The 23,188-nt window shown below is 37.1% G+C and carries 15 protein-coding genes and 1 pseudogene; 5 read left to right on the top strand and 11 right to left on the bottom strand.

Annotation, left to right across the window (positions count from 1 at the left end):
- Positions 1-115 precede the first annotated feature (115 nt).
- The 9 genes from H4J59_RS08920 to H4J59_RS19820 all read right to left on the bottom strand — a co-directional run bounded on the left by H4J59_RS08920 (position 116) and on the right by H4J59_RS19820 (position 12,117).
- Positions 116-1,462: a CmpA/NrtA family ABC transporter substrate-binding protein gene (locus H4J59_RS08920; RefSeq protein ID WP_182238682.1), complete on the bottom strand. Its 1,347-nt coding sequence runs from the start codon at positions 1,460-1,462 to the stop codon at positions 116-118.
- 403 nt (positions 1,463-1,865) lie between these two features.
- Positions 1,866-2,939: a CmpA/NrtA family ABC transporter substrate-binding protein gene (locus H4J59_RS08925; RefSeq protein WP_182238657.1), complete on the bottom strand. Its 1,074-nt coding sequence runs from the start codon at positions 2,937-2,939 to the stop codon at positions 1,866-1,868.
- A gap of 42 nt (positions 2,940-2,981) precedes the next feature.
- Entirely contained in the window at positions 2,982-3,626 is a 645-nt protein-coding gene (locus H4J59_RS08930) for an ANTAR domain-containing response regulator (protein WP_220469773.1), read from the bottom strand.
- Positions 3,627-3,969: 343 nt separating this feature from the next.
- A complete protein-coding gene (gene nirD, locus H4J59_RS08935; RefSeq protein ID WP_182134985.1) occupies positions 3,970-4,305 on the bottom strand; it encodes a nitrite reductase small subunit NirD in 336 nt (111 codons plus the stop codon).
- Between the two features lie 29 nt (positions 4,306-4,334).
- Positions 4,335-6,878 carry a nitrite reductase large subunit NirB gene (nirB, locus tag H4J59_RS08940; RefSeq protein WP_182238659.1) on the bottom strand — a complete coding sequence of 848 codons (2,544 nt, stop codon included), beginning with the start codon at positions 6,876-6,878 and terminating at the stop codon, positions 4,335-4,337.
- 425 nt (positions 6,879-7,303) lie between these two features.
- Positions 7,304-9,076 carry a bifunctional protein-serine/threonine kinase/phosphatase gene (locus tag H4J59_RS08945; RefSeq protein ID WP_182238661.1) on the bottom strand — a complete coding sequence of 591 codons (1,773 nt, stop codon included), beginning with the start codon at positions 9,074-9,076 and terminating at the stop codon, positions 7,304-7,306.
- 6 nt (positions 9,077-9,082) lie between these two features.
- Entirely contained in the window at positions 9,083-10,555 is a 1,473-nt protein-coding gene (locus H4J59_RS08950) for a NarK family nitrate/nitrite MFS transporter (RefSeq protein ID WP_182189867.1), read from the bottom strand.
- A 1,044-nt stretch (positions 10,556-11,599) separates the two neighbouring features.
- Positions 11,600-11,812 (bottom strand): hypothetical protein, encoded by a 213-nt coding sequence (locus H4J59_RS08955; protein WP_182238662.1) that lies wholly within the window; start codon positions 11,810-11,812, stop codon positions 11,600-11,602.
- Positions 11,813-11,934: 122 nt separating this feature from the next.
- Complete coding sequence (locus tag H4J59_RS19820; RefSeq protein ID WP_404852014.1) at positions 11,935-12,117, bottom strand: peptidase C39 family protein; 183 nt, start codon at positions 12,115-12,117, stop codon at positions 11,935-11,937.
- Between the two features lie 836 nt (positions 12,118-12,953).
- Between H4J59_RS19820 and nhaC the strand changes: the two genes are divergently transcribed.
- From nhaC to H4J59_RS08975, 3 genes are all read left to right on the top strand, one after another.
- The gene (gene nhaC, locus H4J59_RS08965; RefSeq protein ID WP_182238666.1) at positions 12,954-14,477 is read left to right on the top strand and encodes a Na+/H+ antiporter NhaC; all 1,524 of its coding nucleotides are present in this window, start codon (positions 12,954-12,956) and stop codon (positions 14,475-14,477) included.
- 151 nt (positions 14,478-14,628) lie between these two features.
- Positions 14,629-15,687: an alanine/ornithine racemase family PLP-dependent enzyme gene (locus H4J59_RS08970; RefSeq protein WP_182238668.1), complete on the top strand. Its 1,059-nt coding sequence runs from the start codon at positions 14,629-14,631 to the stop codon at positions 15,685-15,687.
- A 315-nt stretch (positions 15,688-16,002) separates the two neighbouring features.
- On the top strand, positions 16,003-17,610 hold the full coding sequence (locus H4J59_RS08975; RefSeq protein ID WP_182238670.1) for an amidohydrolase family protein: 1,608 nt from the start codon (positions 16,003-16,005) through the stop codon (positions 17,608-17,610).
- 89 nt (positions 17,611-17,699) lie between these two features.
- On the opposite strand, the gene H4J59_RS08980 is transcribed toward H4J59_RS08975, so the two are convergent.
- Positions 17,700-18,197, bottom strand: coding sequence for an Lrp/AsnC family transcriptional regulator (locus H4J59_RS08980; RefSeq protein WP_220469774.1), 498 nt, complete (start codon positions 18,195-18,197; stop codon positions 17,700-17,702).
- A 325-nt stretch (positions 18,198-18,522) separates the two neighbouring features.
- On the opposite strand from H4J59_RS08980, the gene H4J59_RS08985 reads away from it, so the two are divergent.
- Positions 18,523-20,964, top strand: a complete 2,442-nt coding sequence (locus H4J59_RS08985; protein ID WP_182238672.1) for a TonB-dependent receptor — start codon at positions 18,523-18,525, stop codon at positions 20,962-20,964.
- Between the two features lie 62 nt (positions 20,965-21,026).
- The gene (locus H4J59_RS08990) at positions 21,027-22,598 is read left to right on the top strand and encodes a tetratricopeptide repeat-containing sulfotransferase family protein (protein ID WP_182238674.1); all 1,572 of its coding nucleotides are present in this window, start codon (positions 21,027-21,029) and stop codon (positions 22,596-22,598) included.
- 350 nt (positions 22,599-22,948) lie between these two features.
- Here H4J59_RS08990 and H4J59_RS08995 read toward each other — a convergent pair.
- Positions 22,949-23,188 (bottom strand): annotated as a pseudogene (locus H4J59_RS08995) (transposase); the annotation flags it as partial.

The following is a 23,188-nucleotide window of genomic DNA, read 5'->3' on the forward strand; positions in this document are numbered from 1 at the left end:
TACCTAATATTTTTTTACTAATTACAGCAGTCATTTTTGTTCTCCTTTATGCGCTGCCGGTTAATGTGCAGCGCATTACTACTTATTAAAGTGCTGGCTAAAATATGACAAGGATCTAAAGTTTGTCACCGGCTTTTAGACCAATTTTAAACTTGTTGATATAGGCGTTTGGTTGAGTACCGTCATAAACAATGTTGTCAATAAAGTGTTTTTGAGGAGCACGGAAACCGTCTTCACCGACTAAGTCTGAAAAGTCGCTTTTAGACAATAATTTGTCATCAACTAATGATTGCGCTGCAGCCATGTAAATATCAGGACGATAAACTTTTGCGGCAATATCTTTGTACCAACTATCAGGTTTGTCATCGCTAATTTGTCCCCAACGACGCATTTGTGTTAAATACCAAATAGCATCAGAGTAAAAAGGGTAAGTGGCGTTGTAGCGAAAGAATACGTTGAAGTCAGGTACTGAACGCACATCGCCTTTTTCGTACTCGAAAGTCCCTGTCATGCTGTTTGCGATAACGTCGTAATCAGCACCAACATAGTTCGATTGAGATAAAATTTTCACTGCTTCTGGACGGTTAGCATTATTGTTGTCGTCTAACCATTTAGCAGCACGAATCAGTGCGCGTGTTAAACGAATGGTGGTATTTGGGTATTGCTCAGCAAAGGCTTTAGTAATACCAAATACTTTTTCTGGGTTGTTCTTCCAAATTTCATAATCGGTAACAACCGGTACACCAATACCTTTAAATACCGCTTGTTGGTTCCAAGGTTCACCTACACAATAACCATAAATAGTGCCGGCTTCCATTGTGGCCGGCATTTGTGGTGGTGGCGTTACTGACAACAGCACTTGTGCATCAATTTTTCCTGATGTATCACCTTTATGCGGGGCGTAGAATCCTGGGTGAATATCACCAGCCGCTAACCAATAGCGTAACTCGTAGTTATGTGTCGACACTGGAAACACCATACCCATGTTGAAAGGTTTACCTTCATCAAGATACTTTTCTACCACAGGCTTTAAGGCATCAGCTTTAATAGGGTGAACAGGTCTTCCATCGGCTTGCTTAGGAATATTGATCTTCATTTGCTTCCAAATTTCATTAGAGACAGTAATCGCATTGCCATTTAAGTCCATTGAAAAAGGCGTGATGATTTCAGCTTTAGTCCCGTAACCAATAGTTGCTGCAATGGGTTGGCCAGCAAGCATGTGAGCACCGTCTAATCGACCATCTATAACGCCATCAAGCAATACTTTCCAGTTAGCTTGTGATTCAATCGTGACGTATAAGCCTTCATCTTCAAAAAATCCTTTCTCATAAGCAATAGCGATAGGGGCCATATCAGTTAATTTAATAAAGCCAAATTTAAGTTCTTCTTTTTCTGGGTAGCCTAGCTCTGCTGCTTGTAAAGACGAAGTCAGTAGGGAGCCAGAAATACATAGTCCTGCAATAACAGTACGGCATAATTTTTTACATTCATTTTTTAAAGTTGTTTTCAAAATACCTTTCTCCAAATAAAAAAGCCCACAGTACTTCAGATACAATCCGAGTACTGTGGGCTTCAATGCCAAACTAACAATGACTACGTCGTTGCAGTGCGATTAGTTTTAACGAAATAAGTTTTGAGTCAATTTTCACTTTATGGTTAAAACAACCGCTGTTGATTGAATTAACATGAAAACGCTATTAACTATAAAGCACAATTAGTGCCATTTATTAATTACATTTAAAATCAGTGGCTTACTTTATTTTATGTGGTTTTTATTAAATGCTTTGCTCCAAAAGTGAGAAGTTTTTGCACTATTTTGGTGTCTATATAGAGCTACAAGCAGATAGTCTATTTTAGTAAAGGCTCTACTTATCCTTATATATTACAGCTTGATAAATATCTTCCCTGTAAATCGAAGCAATGTCTAGATCCGTTATTTGTTGTGTGTTTATGTGCCCACACGCTTGCATTAATTTGGCAATGTTTTCACCGTAATGATGTGCTGGCCTATTGAATGTGGGATCACCTAATGTCGAAAATTGTTGATAGCTTTCTACTTGACGTGGTGATGTATTGTTAAGGGTTAGGCAACTGCCCATTAATGAAGGCGCAATTACGTCGATATGTGTGTCTAAGTACTTTGCACGACTCAAGAACCTCGCTGCTTCAAAGCGATTGGGAATATTTTCAAGCCATTGGCATGCTTCATATAAAGCAGATACTAAGGCAAATGTTGTTTCTGGGTGCTTAACTTGCCAATCAGACATTAAGCCAAGCACCTTCTCAGGTGAATCTTCCCATAAGTCAGAAGAAGTAACACCTGTGATGCCAACACCTTCTCTAACCGCTTTAGCATTCCAAGGACTACCGACACAAAAGCCATCAAGATCGCCTGAATGCATAGATGGCACCATGTTTGAAGGAGGTACAATTAATAAATTAATGTCTGATGGATTGATATCACTATTTTTTAGCCATTCAACAAGTTGATAATGATGACAGCTATAAGGAAAAACGACAGCGAAGGTTAATTTATTACCTTCTTTTTTTCGTTCATCTATTTCATGTCTCAATATATTGGCCGAAAATGGCATACTGATCTCATTGGTATTGTGTTGTAATAATATTTTTTGGTAGAGTTTAGTCGATAACGTGATGCCATTACCGTTACGACTCAATATCATTGGGGCAATCACGGTTGACTTTTGTCCGTGTAAACCTAAGTTACTGGCAATGGGCATAGGGGCTAACATTTGGGCGGCGTCAATAACTTCGCTATGCAATTTATCTCTTAATGTGGCCCAAGAATTTTGTTTGGTTAGGTTTACGTTAAGTCCCCATTTTTCGAAAAATCCCATTTCATGAGCAATGACCAAGGGGGCACTATCTGTTAATGGCATAAAGCCAAGGGTTATATTTTTTTTTTCAATATTAAACATAATTGATATTCTCTACAGTGCTTTAAAACGCTTTTTAATTATCTAAAAAATGCTAGCAACAGCAAGGATGTTTTTGGCAACATCATCCATTTTCTGGCTGTTATCCATCGCTATTTTGCGAATGAAGTGATACGCATCTATTTCAGACAGTTGTTTTGTTTCCATTAACCAACGTTTAGCTTTATCGATGCTTTTCTGACTAGACAGTTTTTGTTTAGTGTCAGCAAGTTCTTGTTTTAGGCCCTGAAAAAGCTCAAATCTCGCAATAGCCACATCAATAATTGATTTCACTCTTGTTTGGTTAACTTCCCCTACAACATAAGCACTAACCCCTGATTTGACCATCTGATTAATGGTAGTATTGGCACATTGTTGTTCTGAAAAAACTACGATAGGTTTTGGGGCGAATTGAGAAATTTTATTGAGATTTTCAAGCATATCTCTGTTTGGAGATTCTATATCAATAATGATAACGTCTGGGTTTAGCTGTTCAACATCTCTTAATAAAGGTACGCCAGAATGAGCAACATGATAGATATCATATTGCTCATTTATCAGTACGCTCATTAATACCTTTGCTTTTGCATGGTTTATTTCGGCAAGCAATACTTTTAATCCTGAAGGAACATCCTGATGTATCGTATTTTTATTAGGCAAAGACAAGGTTTTATTTTTCAATTTATTCAAATTAAAATCAAGAATTAAGTATATTTAAAATATTTAAGCATAATTTATACCATAAATTTAATTTATTTAATATCAATTGGTTAGGTTTGTACTTTAGTTTTTTATACTCGTTTTTATGAGTTCGTGATGCAGAGATGCACCAAAATAGCCTGTTCCAGGATGGAACTGTTTTAAACACAGTAGTATGTAGAATTGGGATAATTAATCTTAGCGTATGCAGACTTTTTTGTGGCACATGCTAAGTGAGTCATATTACGCTTAAATTTAATAATGAATGGTAAAAATAAAATCCCAGCATCGTTAACTTAGCTAGGATTTTTTATGAAAATAAAGGGTAAAATCCTTAACCAAATATTTCTAATTGGCCATCGGTAACCCGTGTTTCATAGGTTTTAATTGCCAAGGTGTCATCATCTAAACAGGCACCAGAGTTTAAAACAAAACGCTGTTTTAATAAGGGTGAAGCAACGTAAACCTCGCCCTTAGTTTCGCCAATTAAACCGCGATATAAAACGTTGGCTTTACCAAAGGGGTCAAAGTTAGAAACCGCATAAATTTTGTCGTTACCTACTTGGAATAAAGCCACTTGCTCTTCGTTTGCTAATAAGGCACAAACACCTGAATTTTTAATTAAATCACTGGTGGGGCAGATGGTTTGCCAGCTATTTTCTGTTATCATTTTTTTCTTTCCTTATTCGTAAAGCTTGTTTATGCAGGTGTTAAATCAACGGCTTGAATTTGAACGCCATATTTTTTCTCATCACCTTGAGCGGGGCGAATTTGATCACGCTCAGTAACGAATTCTATGTTGTTATCGACGGTGTCAGAGTTAACAAACTGACGGAAACGTTTTAATTGTTCTTCACTTTCAATCGTTGTTTTCCACTCACATTGGTAGGTATCAACGACATTTTGCATTTGTTTTTCTAATTCAGCATTAATTCCTAAGTGATCGTCTTTAACTATTTTTTCCATGTAGGCTAAACCGCCTTCTAGGTTCTCTAACCAGACAGAAGTACGGGTTAAACGATCCGCGGTACGGACATAAAACATTAAGTATCGATCAATATATTTCACTAAGGTTTCATCATCTAAATCAATGGCGAATAAGTCGCCATGGCGAGGCTTCATGCCGCCATTACCACTGACGTACAAGTTCCAGCCGTTTTCAGTAGCAATAATACCAATGTCTTTACTTTGCGCTTCTGCACACTCGCGTGTACAGCCTGAGACCGCAAACTTAATTTTATGAGGAGAACGTAAACCTTTATAGCGATCTTCTAAGAAAATGGCCATTGCCATGCTGTCTTGTTGGCCGTAACGACACCAAGTGCTGCCGACACAAGATTTAACTGTTCGTAACGATTTACCGTAGGCGTGACCTGTTTCCATACCCGCATCAATTAAGCGTTTCCATATCGCCGGTAATTGGTCAACACGTGCGCCGAATAAATCGATACGTTGGCCGCCAGTTACTTTGGTATAGAGGTTATATTCTTTAGCGACTTCACCAATAACAATTAACTTATCTGGGGTTACTTCACCGCCTGGCATACGGGGAACGACAGAATAAGTACCATCTTTTTGCATATTACCTAGAAAGACATCGTTGGTGTCTTGCAGTGATACATGGTCGGGTTTTAATATGTAATCGTTCCACACCGAAGCGAGAATAGACGCGGCTGCTGGCTTACAAATTTCACAGCCTAAACCTGAACCGTGTTTTTCTATTAACAGGTCAAAGGTTTTAATTTGTTCTGCTTGCACAATGTGAAATAACTCAACACGGCTGTAAGCAAAGTGTTCACAAAGGTCAGTGCTAATTTCAACACCGCGTTTTTCTAATTCGTGATCTGTTACTTTTTTCAATAATGCCGCACAACCGCCACAACCGCTGCCGGCTTTTGTTGAAGACTTAACTTCACCAACATCAATTGCACCACAATCAAGAGCGGCAATAATGTCGCCTTTAGTGACATTCAAACATGAACATATGGTGGCTGTATCGGGTAGTGCATCAACGCCTAAGGTGGGTTTTTCGCCTGAGCTGGGTAAAATTAAACCGTCGGGGTTTTCAGGTAACTCAATACCATTGAGGGCGTATTGCAATAAGGCATCGTATTCGCTGGTATCACCGACTAACACCGCGCCTAATAATTCTTTACCATCGGCACTGACGACTATTTTTTTATAAATTTGATCGGGTTGATTTGAATAAACATAGGTTTTACAACCTTCAGTACGCGCATGGGCATCGCCAATTGACCCTACGTCCATGCCCATTAACTTCAACTTAGTGCTCATGTCAGCACCGGTAAATTGTTGCTCACCGTTAATAATGTTATCGGCAGTCACCTTAGCCATGGTGTAACCCGGCGCGACTAAACCGAAGATAAAGTTATTCCATAAAGCACACTCGCCAATAGCGTAAATGCTTTCGTCAGAGGTTTTACAGTAGTTATCAACCACAATACCGCCACGTTCGCCAACCGCTAAATCAAATTCACGGGCTAAGTTATCATAGGGGCGAATACCTGCTGAGAATAAGATAACGTCAGTTTCTAAATGCGATCCGTCAGCAAAATTCATCCGGTGAACGCATTCTTCGCCGTCAACAATTTCGCTGGTGGCTTTTTGAGTATGTACTTGTACGCCAATGCCTTCGATCATTGAACGCAGTAAAGCGCCGCCGTCTTTGTCTAATTGCACACCCATCAATTGTGGCGCAAATTCAACCACGTGTGTCTGCAGGCCCAGTTCTTTAAGGGCGTTAGCGGCTTCTAAACCTAATAAACCACCACCAACAACCACACCAACTTTACCAGCTTTAGCTGACGCTTGAATGTCTTCTAAATCTTGAATAGTACGATAAACCAAGCAATGGTCACGCTCTTTACCTGGAATAGGAGGAACAAAAGGGTATGAGCCCGTTGCCATGACTAACTTGTCGTAAGCGTAAGTTTCGCCTGCTTCAGTGGTTACCACTTTCGCGGCTTTATCAATGTGAGTGACTTTCGCGTTGGTGAAAAATTTAACACCGATTTCGTTGTAGTATGCTGGCGTTGTCATGGCTAAGTCATCAGCGGTTTTTCCAGAAAAATACTCTGATAAGTGAACACGGTCATAAGCTAAACGGTCTTCAGCTGATAATACGGTAATTTCATAGCCGGCATGTTTCGCCATTTCATCAACAAAGTGATGGCCAACCATGCCATTGCCAACGACGACGATTTTTTGAGCTGGTGTGTTCATTTATTACAATCCTACTTCTTTAAATTACCGCTGCACTAGCGGAACTAGATAATGGTTTGTTATCTGCAATAAACGAACCAGTTGATTTATATCAATAAATTCAAATAGATAGGGTTTAGGTGGTGGGTCGAAGTAGCGTTTTTGCACTATGGTGAAGAGGTTAGCGCACCAATAATGTGCGGTAATGGTGTACGCGATTATGATGTGCAGCAAGTAGGCGTACAAGATAAGTGACTGTGTACTAGCGCGGATCACTGAAAATGGCACAGGCTTAGGTATCGCGCTTATATCATACTAAGTTAGAAGAGACGGTTTACACTTTAGGCATTTTTTAGCCAGCCTTAGCCATTATATTAGCCATTATAAATCAAAGCAATTTATCGGGTGTGTGAAGCTTAATTAATCAACCTAGGTCCATCGCTTGATTAATTAAGCAAAGATATCATCAAGCCAATAAATAACAAGGCGGATACTGATTGCCAAAATAATAAAGGATTACGCGCTAGCAAAGGTTGTTTTTTGTATGCTTCAACAGCAGATGAACTGGGTTTACTTAAATCAGTAAAGAATTCTGAAAAGGCTTGGTAGCGTAGTCTCGGATCGGCCGCCGTTGCTTTTTGTAAGCTGAGATCTAACCACAAGGGCAGTTCAGGTCGAAACTGTTTAATGCTGCGATATTGCATATCGCTATAAGCCTTAATGGTGACTTCAGCACGTTGCATAGGTTTGTAAGGCAGTTCGCCTGACAGCATTTCATAACAAATAACCCCCAGTGAAAATAGATCACTTTGATTATCTGCTTGCATGTGTAATAAGGTTTCAGGCGCAATATAATTTAAAGAGCCTTGCGGTACTTCTTCTTTGATGGTTTCTTGGTTTTCATCAAGTGAAGCGACAAATACAGTGCCGTAATCAATCAATTTAATTTGACCATATTCATCGATCATTATGTTGTCGGGTTTTAAGTCGCGATGAACAAGATCTAAACGTTGAAACGATCGTAATGCGCTGATCACTTGTTTCATTACATCACGAACTTGTGCAATGTTAGGTTTAGGATTGTCATGTAACCACTCACTTAAAGTTTGCCCTTTAATATATTCACAGACATGGTACAAAAAAGGACTGTCTTGATTACCTTGTATCACCCGCATAACGTTAGCGTGCTTAATGCGTTCACCAACCCAAGCTTCACGCATAAAGCCTTGCAAATAAAGCGCGTCGTCTGAAAAATTAGCTGATGGTGCTTTTAACACATAAGGTTTATCTGTTTTAATATCGATGACTAAATACAAATGTGAGCGAATGCTGGCGTGGATCACTTTTTTAACCAGGTAGCCATCAAGTTTCTGGCCAACCTTTAATGCTGGTGGGATGGTTTTTGAGCTCAAATCACGTTCAATTTCCGCCAGTTTACGATTGGGTACTGCGTCAATATAGACCAGTAAACAAGTGACATTGTCATCACTACCGCGCTCAAGTGCGGTTGCAACAATTTTTTTTGCCAGCGCTTCTAAGTCTGACTTTTCTGGCGCTAACGGCAATGAATCAAACAGGGCTTTAAAAACAGCTTTGGACATATAATCATGAATGCCATCGCAACTTAGCATGTATAAATCACGCGGCTGTAAATCTATTTGGTGTACATCAACTTCTAAACGATTATCGCCACCTAATGCGCGTGTTAATAAATCCTGTTGGCCAATTTGCTTGCGATTATGATCACGGGTAATAACTTCTAATTGTTGATGACGATATTTTGTTATGCGGGTATCGCCAACATGAAAGATATAACCTGTGGTTGATTTAGCAATAAGGGCTGAAAAAGTGGTTAGCCACTGTGGGGCGTTTGGATCGGCTAAATCATCAATAAAGCCACTTTGTGAATACAACCAGTTATTTAAGCTAGTTAATACCTTAGCCGCAGACTTTTCTGTTGACCATGTTTGTGGGGTTGCAAGATACTCTGTAATAAATTGAGTCACGGCAAGTTGTGAGGCATCAGCGGCTTTACTGGCGCTTGATACCCCATCAGCAATGGCAGCAACCGCGCCTTTAGCGCGTAATTCAAGTTTTTTAGGCACAATGGCCGCGAAAGCATCTTGGTTTTCCGCTTTCAAACCTTTAGCAGAAAAACCGCCAAAGCACAGCTGTAAATCAGCCACCGTACTTTGGCGAGTTTTTTTTTCACTGTTCATGTTTTGTTAGTGACCAACTTTAATTAATTCTACCGTGCCATCTGCACGTACTTCGGTAATAGTACCCTTAGGCTCTTGCATAAAGAATAAGGTAACAAAGCCGACCACAGCAGTCGCTGCTATCACCAAAAAGAAGGTTGAATAATCAACCATGGTTAATACCGTTAAATAAACCACTGCACCCACGTTACCATAAGCGCCGGTCATACCAGCAATTTGTCCGGTTAAACGACGTTTAATTAAAGGCACGGCAGCAAATACAGCACCTTCACCTGCTTGCACGAAGAATGAACAAGCCATCGCGGTTGCTACGGCTAAGGCTAAAGGCCATTCACCAGTAATTTCCGACATGCCTAAATAACCCAGTGCTAAGCCAGCTGTTAAAATTAATAAGGTTTTTTTACGACCAAAGCGGTCTGATAACCAACCGCCACCAGGGCGAGACATTAAGTTCATAAAGGCATAAGTAGAGGCTAACATGGCTGCGTAAACCATGCTTAATTCGAAGGTTTCAGCGAAAAATAACGGTAACATAGAGACAACAGCTAATTCTGAACCAAAAGTAGCAAAGTATAGAATGTTTAATACGGCCACTTGCTTGAACTTATAACGGTGAATTTCTTCAACGGGCTTTGAAAATAAATGGCCGTTAACTTTAATAGTTTGTTTTACTTCAATGGCAAATAAAACCACTAAGCTAATGTAGGCAATAAGTGCACTTTGTGCTGACAATAAACTTACACCAGCAGGTGATAATTTCCATGTCAGTAAGGCTAAAGCACCGTACATAGGAATTTTCATTAATAATAATAAGAAGAAGTCACCGGTTGAGGTTACTTCCATCGCACCTGTGTGTTTAGGTTTAAAGTAGGTTGAACCTTTAGGCGTGTCAGTGACGTTTTGATACCAGATAACACTGAAAATTAAGCTTAATGCACCGGTAAAGGCAACCGCGTATCTCCAACCGTCTTCACCACCAAATGCCAAGGCAAGTGTCGGTAGTGACATGGCTGCAGCAGCTGAACCAAAGTTACCCCAGCCACCATAAATACCTTCAGCCGTGCCAAGCTCATTAGCCGGGAACCATTCAGACACCATACGAATACCGATAACAAAACCGGCACCAATAAAACCTAATAAAAAGCGAGATAAGGCCGCTTGCTCAAAGGTGCTTGAAAAAGCAAACATAAAACAAGGAAGGCTACATACCGCAAGTAATACGGCAAAGGTTAAGCGAGGACCATATTTGTCGGTCAGCATGCCAATGACAACGCGCGCTGGAATGGTTAAGGCTACGTTTAATAACATTAAGGTTTTTATTTCAGCTTTCGTTAAGCCTAATGAGTCTGCAATTACCGATACTAAGGGGGCAAAGTTAAACCAAACAGCAAACGTAATGAAAAACGCTATCCAACTCATATGTAAGGCTTTCATCTTACCTTTGAAAGAAAAAATATTGAGACTACCTTGACCACTCATACCACAACTCCTAAAAATTAACATTTGTGTTTTTATTAATGCAAGACGCCATTGCCCTGTTAATCATAACAATGGCTTGGTTATTAACTCAGCTGGCGGGCTTACACAATACGAAGAACATTCTTCAAATATAAATGTAACTGCAAATGTAATGCCATTACAGATATTTTTATTATCCTATTGTTTTTGTTGCTTTTAATTTATTTTTTGTAGAGGAGGGGTCTATAAATTAGGTTTGCATGCACAACACAATCACGATGACGCACACATTAGGTGCACAACAAAAGTATAAATAATCACTGTAATTGTCAGGCGAGCTTAATTTAGGCGAGTCTTATCAATATCAATACCACACAAAGAACAATGTCATGCAGCTAATAGCCAAAAAATAACAATACATAATTTAGAAGGAAGGTATGGTGTGATAAATGAAAAACATTACAGGTATTTAGTCTACATAAAGTTATCTGCATAGCTTTATAAGAAAGTGACTTATACAAAGGCTCTATTTTTTAGTATGTAATAGGCAAGTTGACTGATGAGGTCACTTATAACGCTCTGACTTGCTAATCCTTAACTTATTCTGATCTTTTTTTATCGCTACATATTTTGTAAACATTTTAAAAATATACAGTAAACAAGCATGATCAAACCAGATAAATTACAGGCTAATTTTTAGCTGTTTTAGCACAATGCAATGAATAAAATTTGCTGAACTTAGGTAACATTAGTGTCTTGATTAGAGTCATTAAAAAGGGAGTGGTATTTGTACCTAGCTTGACAGGTTTACATCACAATTTGGCTGCAGACCAGGGGAGGGTTAAGGATAGACACTGATGAATTGAGTCAAGCCATCAAAAGTTAACATGCAATCAATGGCTATTTTAACGCCTAAATCAAGTGGGCTTCACCGATCTTACAAGAAGATATACTGTCATTGAACAATGTCAGGTGATGAAATCCCCTTAGCGAGGCGTTTTTTTATCTTGATATTATCGCTGCAAGTTCACTCTTTAATTACAGTCTTCATTTTCACTCTCAACTTCACTCTTCAACTTCATAGTCATCATCATCAAAAACATCACGTAACTTTTTATGCACTTTTTTACTGGCTTGCTTCTGATGGCCAGATGCATTTGTTCTGTCTCTAAAATGTTTTGAATTAGCAAATTGACTTTGATGAGATAAATCAAACTCAGTTAATTCGTTATTCAATTTTTTTTTATTACTCGATGGTGAAGTTGAGTAAGTATTCATGATGTGCTCTTTTGTTATTAATAAATACTATTGTGGGAATACTCGCTATTTTTATTAACAATTGATAGTTAAATATTTTTGTCAGTCTGATTACATAATTTTGTTAACCGATATAATTTTTATTACTTATTGATTTGTATGGAAGTTATTATTATTCTTGCAGCAAATACTGGCATTCGTTCAAAGTCATCAAATAGAATCGGTATATATTGGCAATCATTATGATCTTGAAACTTTTCATCTGGATCAGGTTCATCTAGATAAAGGTACTGCTTATCATAACCACTGTTCACCACACTGTTCACCAGCGAATGAGGTTTTTTTTCTATCTAATCGATATGTGCTAATAAGTACTAATGATATTTACCCGTTCGTTGTTACTGATTGCACAGAATATTGGTAGACAGAGTTTGATTGGGGTATCTGTGTTTTAAATGGCAAAGTAATATTTTATTTTTGTTATTATAGAGTTAATAACCATTGGCAAATATATCAGCATAATAAAAATAAAGTCGCTTCAGGCCGTTTTGAAACCTTAGCTGCTGATAATATGTATTAGCTCAAGCTTGAACTATTACTATCACTTTGGCTTTATAGGTTTTGATCAAGACTGACAGCTGGAAAGCTAGCAAAGCGGTCGAGCATCATAAAACGGCTAATGCTAACTTTGTACGTATTCCAGCCACAATTAACTTGCTACTCAACCCTGTTTGGAAGCAAGTTAGACACTTTTCAATGGTAACTAAACAAACCTATGTTCGTTGGGTTTACGACTTGGCGAAATTGAACTAGTGGAAACTACACTATCACTTTGCGTATTTCAGAAGTGATAAGTAGCAAACAGAATTCCGTAATAGATAACACTTTGAATGTGCTCATCTAAGGCTCTATGACTCTCATGGCGCCTAATTACTCATAAATATATGACGTGAATTATTAATTTTGATGCTTAATGATTACCTTAAAGTCTATTTACCCAGCATCTTATCAAATTTTAGGTTTATTCTTCGAAATAAGCGTAATAATCAGAGATTAATTTTGCTAGCAGTTGATATTATTTTCTTATAAATTTTTCTATCTCGTTCTTAGATAGATTAATTTGCACAATTATTAAATTATTTTGAGAAGGCTGCTATAACTTATGTCAAAAACAAAGATATCAAAATCAAATAAAATAATAAAAGAACCAAGCTTACTAGATGCGCTTACTCCAATATTCTTTCTAATTATATTCTTATCATTATCAGTTTTTATTTTTGGTCCTGATGCAGCTTTAGGCCCCAATCAATTAACACTAATTTTGGCCGCATCTGTTGCAGGTATTATCGGTTATAAAAATGGATATCGATGGGATGATATACAAAAGGGTATAACTAATAGTATTCATTCTGCAATGGGTTCAATCTTAATTATTTTATCGGTGGGTATGCTTATTGGCACTTGGATTTTGTCAGGCACAGTACCAACATTACTTGTTTTTGGCATGGAAATGTTATCGCCTCAGTGGTTTTATGTATCTAGTTGTTTGTTATGTGCAATTGTCTCTATTTCGATTGGAAGTAGTTGGTCTACCGCGGGCACTGTTGGTGTTGGATTAATGGGGATATCGTATAGCCTTGGTTTAGACCCTGCTATTTCAGCTGGCGCTATTATCTCTGGTGCCTATATGGGAGATAAAATGTCACCCCTATCTGATTCAACCAACCTTGCTCCATCAGTTGCTGGTAGTGAGTTGTTTTCTCACATCCGCCATATGACATGGACAACAGTGCCTGCATTTGTTATTTCACTTGTCTTATTTACAATTTTGTCTTTGAACGAAACGTCAATAATAGATCCAAAAGAAATTGACATCATTGCTCAGTCCATTAAAGGTGAGTTTACTATCGGGCTACACCTATTAATTCCCATGCTAGTGTTATTTCTAATGGCACGCGCAAAAGTACCTGCCTTGCCTACAGTACTTATGGGGTCATTCATTGGAATAATTTTTGCGGTTGTCTTTCAGCAAGAAGCTATTTTAAAAATGATGGGCACAGACCATAATTTATCAACACCACTCGCTATTTTTAAAGGGGTTTGGACGACTGCCTATAATGGCTATGAGTCATCTACAGAAAACGAGCTTGTAAGAGGGTTACTATCCAAAGGAGGAATGAACAGTATGCTAAATACAATTTGGCTAATTATCTGTGCGCTTTCTTTAGGTGGTGTGATGGAATCAGTAGGTTTACTTAAAAAGTTAGTCAGTTACGTACTCAAAAATGTAGATAGTGCTAAGGGACTTATTGTGTCGACATTGGGTACAGCATTTGGCGTTAATCTAATCGCTTCAGATCAAAGCTTAGCCGTTGTTTTGCCTGGGCGTGCATTTAAGCAAGAGTATGAAAATAAGGGGTTAGATCCTTTAAATTTATCAAGGGCGCTTGAAGATGCCGGTACTGTCACTTCTGTATTAATACCATGGAATACTTGTGGAGCATTTATGGCAGTAACATTAGGCGTAAATACACTAGATTATATGCCCTATGCTTTGTTCAACATATTAAGCCCATTAATTGGCATTATTTGCGCTTTGACCTTATTTAAAGTGATTTATAAACCAAAAGTTCCTGAGCTGTCTTCGATTAATCATTCGATTCAGCAAAACAACCAACATATCTAACAATTGAATTTTTCCACACATTCCTTTTTAAATAAGACGTTATAGGGCTACACCGCTTCTTTAATAGGTGTGCTGTATAAAAATTCACGGAACTCTATCATCCATTAACGTCTTGTTCAATTTGGCAAATTAAGATAAAGAGCAGTATCGTATGTACCCTAGAATAGAAATCAAGTTAGATGCAATTAAGCATAATATGACGCGATTAGTTAATCAGTGTAAAGCATCTGGCATAGACGTTGCTGTCGTTGTCAAACTGATGTGCGGAGATGAAAGAGTAATCAGTAGCATCATTGACTTAGGTGCAAAAGTCATTGCAGACTCCAGGCTTGAAAATTTTAAAGACATGAAAGGTTTTACAGGCAAAAAGTTACTCTTACGTCTGCCAATGCTCAGTCAAATTGACAAAGTGGTTGATTTAGTCGATGTATCCCTTAATTCTGAAATTGAAATAATCCGAAAAATATCGGAAGTAGCTAGTAGTAAAAATAAAATACACGACATTATTTTAATGGTTGATTTAGGGGATTTACGAGAGGGTATTATTGATATAGATCTTTTAGATAAAACCATTGGAGATATTTTACTGCTAAAAGGAATCCACTTATTAGGTATCGGTACAAACCTTACCTGCTTTGGTGGCGTCATTCCAAGTACAAAAATTCTCAGTAAATTCGTCAATATCAAAGATAAGATAGAAAAAAAATATCAGATAAAATTTGACGTTGTTTCCGGTGGAAATTCTGGAATCTTAGGTTTGTTGACTAGTAATAAAATGCCTATTGAAGTCAATCAACTAAGATTAGGCGCTTCTATCTTTATGGGGATAGGTTTAAACGATGAAAGAATTGATGGGCTTAAATTCGATGCATTTACTTTAGTCGTCGAAATTATAGAGATGATGGATAAACCCTCGCGACCAATAGGAGAAATAGGCCTTGATGCTTTTGGAAATAAACCCTTTTTTGAGGATTTAGGTATTAGAAAAAAAGCCCTATGTGCCATTGGCCGACAAGATATCAATTGTGAAGATTTATATTCCGTTGATAAAAACATCAAAATACTAGGTATGAGCAGCGATCACCTTGTCTTAGATATTTCTGATGTAGAAAAAAAATATAGACTGGGTGATAAAGTTGAATTTCGGTTATCGTATCAAGGCGTATTAAGTGCGATGAATTCAAAATATATTAATAAGAGCTATCACTAACGTAATATGAATCTACGTAGACTTAAATGTTCATGTTTTTGATTTAACCGTACATTTTAAATAAGTTTATGTGTATTAAAAAAACAAATAACTCAAAACAGCACTGTTCAGCGATTCTCTCTAAATATCATTCTAATATTAGAGACTAATCTTGCTCAGTATTACTATAATTTTATATTCATTATTAGAATGATTGTGATTAATTACTTTAAAATCAATAAGTAATTAAAAAGCTGTAAAATCAAACCAACCTAGTAGTTTACTATTTAAGTTGTTTGATTTTACGAATTGTTATAACTTATTTAAAGGTACAACATGATAAAAAAATGTCATTTTACAAGTCAGCTATTTACTAATACTCGCAAGCAACTCTTGGGGTATATTTTTCTTCCACTACTTATTGTTAGCTGCACAAATAACAATATTACTAACAACTCTGATAGCAGTGTCGAACAAACTCAGTTAGTTGAGAATGCAATGATTATTGATGGGACGGGTGCTCCTGCTTATTTAGGCGATGTACGCTTTAGCAAAGATGGAATTTTAGAAATTGGCGATTTAAATCAAACATCGAGAGATACAACCATTGACGGAACCGGTTTAATACTTGCCCCAGGTTTTATTGATACGCATAGCCATCATGATTATGGCCTTGAAGAAAATACAGATGCTACGGCTGCAATATCACAAGGTATTACGACAATAGCTATAGGTAGCGACGGGTATTCTCGTCAGATTAAAGGTGATCTTAATAAGAAAATAACGAACAATCCAATAGCTATTAACCTTGTAACCTACACTGGTCATGGCTGGATACGCTCACTAGTGATGGGAGAAGATTTTAAACGAGAAGCTACCTCTGATGAAATTGCTGAAATGCAAGTTTTACTAACTAAAGACATGAAAAATGGCTCATTAGGCTTATCTACAGGCCTTGAATACGACCCTGGTATTTATTCAACGAAAGACGAAATTATTGCTTTAGCCAAAACAGCTTCAAAACTTGGCGGAATATACATTAGCCACATCCGCAGTGAAGATAGAGCTTTTGACGCTGCACTTGAAGAGATAATTAATATTGGTAAAGAAGCGAAAATACCTGTTCAAATTTCACATATAAAGCTTGCTGCAGTTAATTTATGGGGACAATCAGAGAGGGTGATACATCGTCTTGAAGCTGCAAGAGCTGAAGGCATTAATATATCAGCAGATATTTACCCTTACACTTATTGGGAAGCAACACTAACAGTGTTGTTGCCTGAACGAGACTTTAATGATCTTGATGCTGCACGATTTGCATTAAAAAATTTAGCACCCGCTAATAAGTTAACTCTTACTGCATATGCGCCTGATCCTAGTTTAATAGGCAAAAATATAGCTGAAATAGCCATTTTAAGAAATCAAACAAATGAAGAGACTTATTTACAACTCATTCGTGATGCGTATGGCGAGCTATCTAAAGAACAACTTGAACGCTCGAATGGTATTCGTGAAATGGTATTAGGCGTTAGTATGTCAGAAAATGATATAACTAATTTTATGTCATGGCAGCACAGTAATGTCTGTTCAGATGGTGCAAGCCAAGGTCATCCAAGAGGCTTTGGTGCATTTCCACGTGCCATACGAAAATACGTAAAAGAGCAAAAAACATTAACTATTGAACAAATGATACATAAAATGACTTCTTTAAGTGCAGCACATATAAACTTAAAAGGGGTTGGTGAAATCAAAACTAATTTAGACGCCGATCTAGTACTGTTTGATTTAAATACCATCACAGATAGAGCGTCAATGGAATCTCCAAGCCTTTTATCAGAGGGTATTATAGGTGTTTGGGTTAACGGAGTTCGTGTTTTCAAAGATAATAAAGTCACTAATAATAGACCTGGTGTCTTTAAAGTAGCCTCTAATATCTCAGATTAATTCGTATAAGAAATCAAATGTGGGAGATCATACTTCCACATTTGATTGAGTCTAACCACAAAAAAATTTCAACCAGCTCATTTATTTGTTTATTTAGAGTAAAGATCTGAGATATTGAGATGTGATATTTCTTTAACTGTCTTAGATACAGGAATGGTTTTATGTTTGATATGTAGTGAGGAATTTCCTAATAAAAAATCGATAGTCTTTTGATAACCTTCAAGTTCAGGAGATACGACTTTCAATAAATAATCAATATCACCTAAAACAGCCTCACACTCAATTACTTCTGGGATGTCATAAATCAACTTTTCAAACTCATTGGCTTTCGAAGTAGAATAATTTTTTATCGAAACCTCTACCCTAAAATAAGAAACATGAATTATTTTATTAAGATTTAATGCTGCGTGATAACCCTTAATCACACCTTTCTTTTCTAATTTTTTCATTCTCTCCCAACAAGGTGTTGCAGAAAGACCTACTTCTTCAGCTAATTGTAATTTAGTCATTCTGCCATCACGAGATAAAGCCATTATGATCTTTAAATCTATTCTATCTAAATCTGCTTTATTATGGCTACTTCTCAATTTACTTACCTTTAACTTAATCAAAACTAACTGTATTTTAATACAGATTATTTTACTAATTATTAAACAATGAATGATTTTAGCATACGAATCCATTTCAGGAATAAGAATAATCACTATAATAATATAAAATTTCAGACTTATTAGAATGTATTTTATTAATATTTGGGGTTTTACTCTGCTTTAACTTGTTATTATTTATCGAGTAAAAATAAAACTTCAACTTGATATTATTTATCGAGTAAAAAGAAAACTAATATCCACCTGTCACATTTCAAATAAAACATGATTGAATATTAATATTCACTTAAATAACGGGAAAAGTATGAGTAAAAACTATAAAAGCTATAAAGAATTTAATAAGTCTATACTTTGTATCACCGTAGGATCAATCCTAATGTTGCCTGGTTATGCTTTAGCAGAAGAAGTACCAAATAAAGCATCTGAGGCAAAAGGTATTGAAGTAATTCAAGTCACGGCATCCAGACGCTCTTCAAGTGTGCAATCAACCCCACTCAATGTCACTGCACTTGATAGTGATGTAATGAAAGATCAAAATATTTCCTCACCTGAAGATGTTGCACGCTGGGTACCAGGTTTAACCATTTCAGACCAAGGTGGACGAGAAAGTGCGACGATTATTGTTCGAGGGTTGAATACTACTTCGTCTGATAGGGAAAGTGATGGAGGTACTGTTGCTACTTATTTAGGTGAGGTTCCACTTAGAGCTGACTTTCGCCTTAAAGATATGGAACGTGTAGAGGTTCTTATTGGGCCACAAGGAACCTTGTATGGTGGAGGCTCTCTAGCTGGTGCAATACGATACATTCCAAATAAGCCTGAACTTGATATAACAGAAGGTAGTATCACTGGTGACATATTTTCATTGAATGAAAGTGACGGAACAGGTAAAGAAATAGGTTTTGTTTTTAACACCCCCATTATAGAAGACAAGTTAGCGGTTAGATTCAATGTTAATTATTATGACTCCCCTGGTTATGTTGATTACAATTATTTACTTAAAGAAGTTGGCGTTTCCAGCCCTGACCCTGATTGGAATGATGATGCTGATATTTCAGCCAATTTAAAACAAAAGAAAGACGCAAACGATGAAAGTACCACTACGGCGCGTGTTTCATTGCGCTGGAACCCGTCTGATTGGTTTAATGGCACACTAAATTATTTTTATCAAAAACAAGATGCTGGTGGTAATTCAATCGTACAACAGGATACATTAAGTACCAACAATCGTTTATTTGGCCAAGTTGGACAATTTGAATCAGTACGTCGTTTTGAGGAACCTAATGAGAATAAAGATACACTACTAAGTTTAGAATTAGAATTCGACTTAGATTTTGCTCAGCTTGTTTCTGCTACGGGTAAATCTACACACAAAGATGATGGTTTACGCGACCAGACTGATTTATTAATGGATATATATAGCGGATATGCTGATTTCCCAGCCTTTTCACATGATCAAAAATCTAGCGACACTTTTACTCAAGAATTACGATTAATCTCTAAATCGGAGTCTGATTTTAGCTGGATCGTGGGTTATTACTATAACAAACTCAAAGATAACGTTAAGGATAGAGAATATACTATTGGTATTACTGATGCTTGGTTTAACGGTACTTATACCAATATTGAACGTGACTTAGAATATATAGACGTCAACTCTAAATCAGAAACAGAGCAAGCTATCTTTGGTGAAATTGCTTATCAAATCAGTGATAAATGGTCTGTAACGCTAGGAACACGTATCTTCGAATATGATTTATCAGCTAAAGCGGATAATCATGCGCCATTCTATGATGGCCCGGTAGCAAGTATAGATGACTTAGTTTTTCAACAAACGTCGGCTAAAGGTAATGATACTTTGTATAAGTTTAATACTGGCTATCAGTTTACCGCCGATGTGATGAGTTATTTTACCATTAGTGAAGGTTTTAGGCTTGGTGGCGCAAATGCATTACCAGCATGTGATGGATCAACACAAGTTTGTGCCCTACCTCACGAATTAGATTATGATCCAGATAAAACAGTCAACACTGAGCTAGGCATAAAAAGTTCTTGGCTTAACAATAGACTGCACCTAAACGCTGCTATTTTCAATGTGGGCTGGGACGATGCTCAAGTTTCTAGCGTAACTCAAAATGGAGCGGTATTTATTACTACAAATGCTGGAAGTGCAAATTCTAAAGGCGTCGAACTTTCAACACGAGCAATGCTTGGGGATAGCTTCACTACTTACATGACATATTCATTTGCCAAAGCAGAGTTAACAGAAGCTGCACCTAATTTATTTGGATCAATTTCAACACCAGGAAGTGCATTGCAAAATCACTATGATGGTGCTGATGGTGACCGATTACCAGGTGCACCTGAGCATCAATTTTCTCTTGGTGTAGATTATGAAACTGAAGTAATGGGTGACAAATTATTAAATATTAGCTACGGTTTAACAGCACAAAGTGATGTTTATACTAAAGCAGGTTTAAAAGCAGATGGCGAAATATTGCCGGGTTATGCATTAAGCAATTTATCCGCAAAACTGTCTAATGAGAGCTGGTCTGTGACACTTTATATCAATAATTTATTCGATAAATATGCAAACACTTCGGTACGCCGAGATAAATCTTGGGCCGGAAACGCTAAATTTTCTAGCCAAAATAGAGGCGTGGATAATTTACAACGGGCATATGGTCATTACATAACTAAGCCACGTACCATTGGTGTTCGTTTTAATTACAACTTCGAATTGTAAACCTTTATTAGTCAACCTTATCAATAACGATGTTTTGATAAGGTTGACAAAAAATAACACTAATGAAATTTATGACACCTTTACCTATTGATAATTTGATCAAGTTGGCTCAAACAGCATTAGAGACAGATGACTTCCCGTCTGCACATAAACACCTACTTGAGGTACTTAAACAAGATCGAGGATGTGCTGAGGCATTCTTTTTGTTAGCAATGATCCCGTTAAGTACGGGCAATATAGATAAAGCTATTGAGCTTATTAATCGTGCAATAAAAATATCACCCGACAATAGCAAGTATATAGTTTACTTGGCTAAATGTTTTACATTAAAAGGTGATGTCACCAATGGCTTACTATGGGCTGAAAGGCTCTATAATGTAACGTTAACCTCTGCTATTTTATACGATACCTTAGGGGTTGTTTTTAGCCGTATTGGTCTACATGAAAAAGCAAAAGAAAAATTCAGTCAAGCAATTCATCTTGACGATTATCAGGCCAGCTTTTATTTCAATTTAGCCTCTTCTTTAAAATACTTAGGCGACTTTAATGGTGCAAGAAATGCCTATGAAAAATCAATATCGCTTGAGCCAAACTTTTGCAAAGCACATACCGCTTTAACAAGTTTGGGCGGTATTACCCAAGAAAATAATCATATTACCCGTTTAGTTCAATTAAGAGAGAACGCTAACAATCACGAAGACTTCCTTTATTTAAGCCATGCGTTAGCAACGGAATACGAAGCATTAAATGACTACACCAAGGCATTTACAGCCTTAGATAAAGCTAAAAAACGTAGAATAAAAGAAGTAAATTACGACTTTTCTGAAGACGAAAAAATGTTTAGTGCCATTAAAGAAACATTTTCAACACCTGAACTTCAGTTTCAGCCTGGCCATCATTCGGATCAAGCAATTTTTGTTGTTGGTATGCCAAGAACAGGCACCACATTAGTAGAGCGAATTTTATCTGGTCATCACAAGGTTAACAGTGTTGGCGAACTGCATAGTTTTGAACTATTGCTAAAGGAAGCTGCAAATTTACCTCATCGAAAACTCAACCAGAAAGAGGACCTTCTAAAGGCCGCACAATGTGATTTGACATCTGTTGGAGAAAAATATATTAAATCTACTCTAGCCATATCAGGTGAATGTGAAAAGTTTGTGGATAAATTACCGCTCAACATTCTCAATGTAGGCTTTATATTAAAAGCGCTACCGAAATCTAAAATCGTTTGTTTAGAAAGAAATCCATTAGACACCATTGTCAGTAACTACAGACAAATATTTTCCCTTAATTATGATTATTGTTATTACTCAAATGATCTAACATCAACAGCCAAGTTTTATGCTCACTTTATAGAGTTGATGAAATTTTGGCAAAAACAATTTCCTGACAATTTTATGATCACAAACTATGAAAAATTAGTTAATGATCCTGAACATGAAGCAAAAAAGATAATGAAATTTTGCCAGTTAGACTGGCAGAAACAATGTTTAAACATTCAAACTAATCCTTCACCCGTGTCAACAGCAAGTGCAGTTCAAGTAAGGCAGCCCATTTCCAATAAATCGATTGGAAACTGGAAAAAATATGATTTTTGCCTTGATGAGGTAAAAAAAATAATCACGTTATAAAAGTTTGTGTTTTTTTGTTTTTATAAAGTGCAATATTAACCATTAGAGACGCTAGCTTTGAGTAATCTAGATCTATGAAGATAATTCATTTCAGATGATTGATGATTCATGCGATGATTCATGCCACCCATGATAATTCGATGATTCATGCCACCCATGATAATTCTACGCAATAATAATGCTCTGAAACACTGCTATCCATTGGTCAACAACAATGCATGTACTTCATATGGTAAGCCTTTGTATATCGATTTTTATATATTTTCATTAAATGAGTGAATGTCAGGCAAGCGGTACTTGCTGCCCAAAGGTAGCTGTATTTTTCTTGCTGTCTTAGCATGTAGTTAAGTTTAAGCGCTATTCAAACAAGCTTGAGCATTGGCTTTACCGTGTGCTCGCTTTAAACCCACGTGTTCAGTAAATTCACACAAATGCTCTGCGGTGCCAACAGCACCAGTGAAAATCCCTTCAAAGTTTGTGGTGAGTTTTAGCCAACTTTCATCGCTGATGTGCAGCCTTGACAGTATCTGTGCGGTTTTAGCATCGATAGCGCCTCGTTTGTCTTCTCTTATGACGCGACCTGTTTCATC

It is taken from the genome of Colwellia sp. MB02u-10 (assembly GCF_014077185.1).
In the GTDB taxonomy this organism is placed as follows: Bacteria; Pseudomonadota; Gammaproteobacteria; order Enterobacterales; family Alteromonadaceae; genus Cognaticolwellia.

Coding starts and splice junctions, on each gene's coding strand:
- H4J59_RS08925 (WP_182238657.1), bottom strand. CDS start 2,939: ATGTTTAATATTGAAAAAAAAAATATAACCCTTGGCTTTATGCCATTA.
- H4J59_RS08950 (WP_182189867.1), bottom strand. CDS start 10,555: ATGAGTGGTCAAGGTAGTCTCAATATTTTTTCTTTCAAAGGTAAGATG.
- H4J59_RS08955 (WP_182238662.1), bottom strand. CDS start 11,812: ATGAATACTTACTCAACTTCACCATCGAGTAATAAAAAAAAATTGAAT.
- nirD (WP_182134985.1), bottom strand. CDS start 4,305: ATGATAACAGAAAATAGCTGGCAAACCATCTGCCCCACCAGTGATTTA.
- H4J59_RS08975 (WP_182238670.1), top strand. CDS start 16,003: ATGATAAAAAAATGTCATTTTACAAGTCAGCTATTTACTAATACTCGC.
- H4J59_RS08990 (WP_182238674.1), top strand. CDS start 21,027: ATGAAATTTATGACACCTTTACCTATTGATAATTTGATCAAGTTGGCT.
- H4J59_RS08985 (WP_182238672.1), top strand. CDS start 18,523: ATGAGTAAAAACTATAAAAGCTATAAAGAATTTAATAAGTCTATACTT.
- H4J59_RS08970 (WP_182238668.1), top strand. CDS start 14,629: ATGTACCCTAGAATAGAAATCAAGTTAGATGCAATTAAGCATAATATG.
- nirB (WP_182238659.1), bottom strand. CDS start 6,878: ATGAACACACCAGCTCAAAAAATCGTCGTCGTTGGCAATGGCATGGTT.
- nhaC (WP_182238666.1), top strand. CDS start 12,954: ATGTCAAAAACAAAGATATCAAAATCAAATAAAATAATAAAAGAACCA.
- H4J59_RS08945 (WP_182238661.1), bottom strand. CDS start 9,076: ATGAACAGTGAAAAAAAAACTCGCCAAAGTACGGTGGCTGATTTACAG.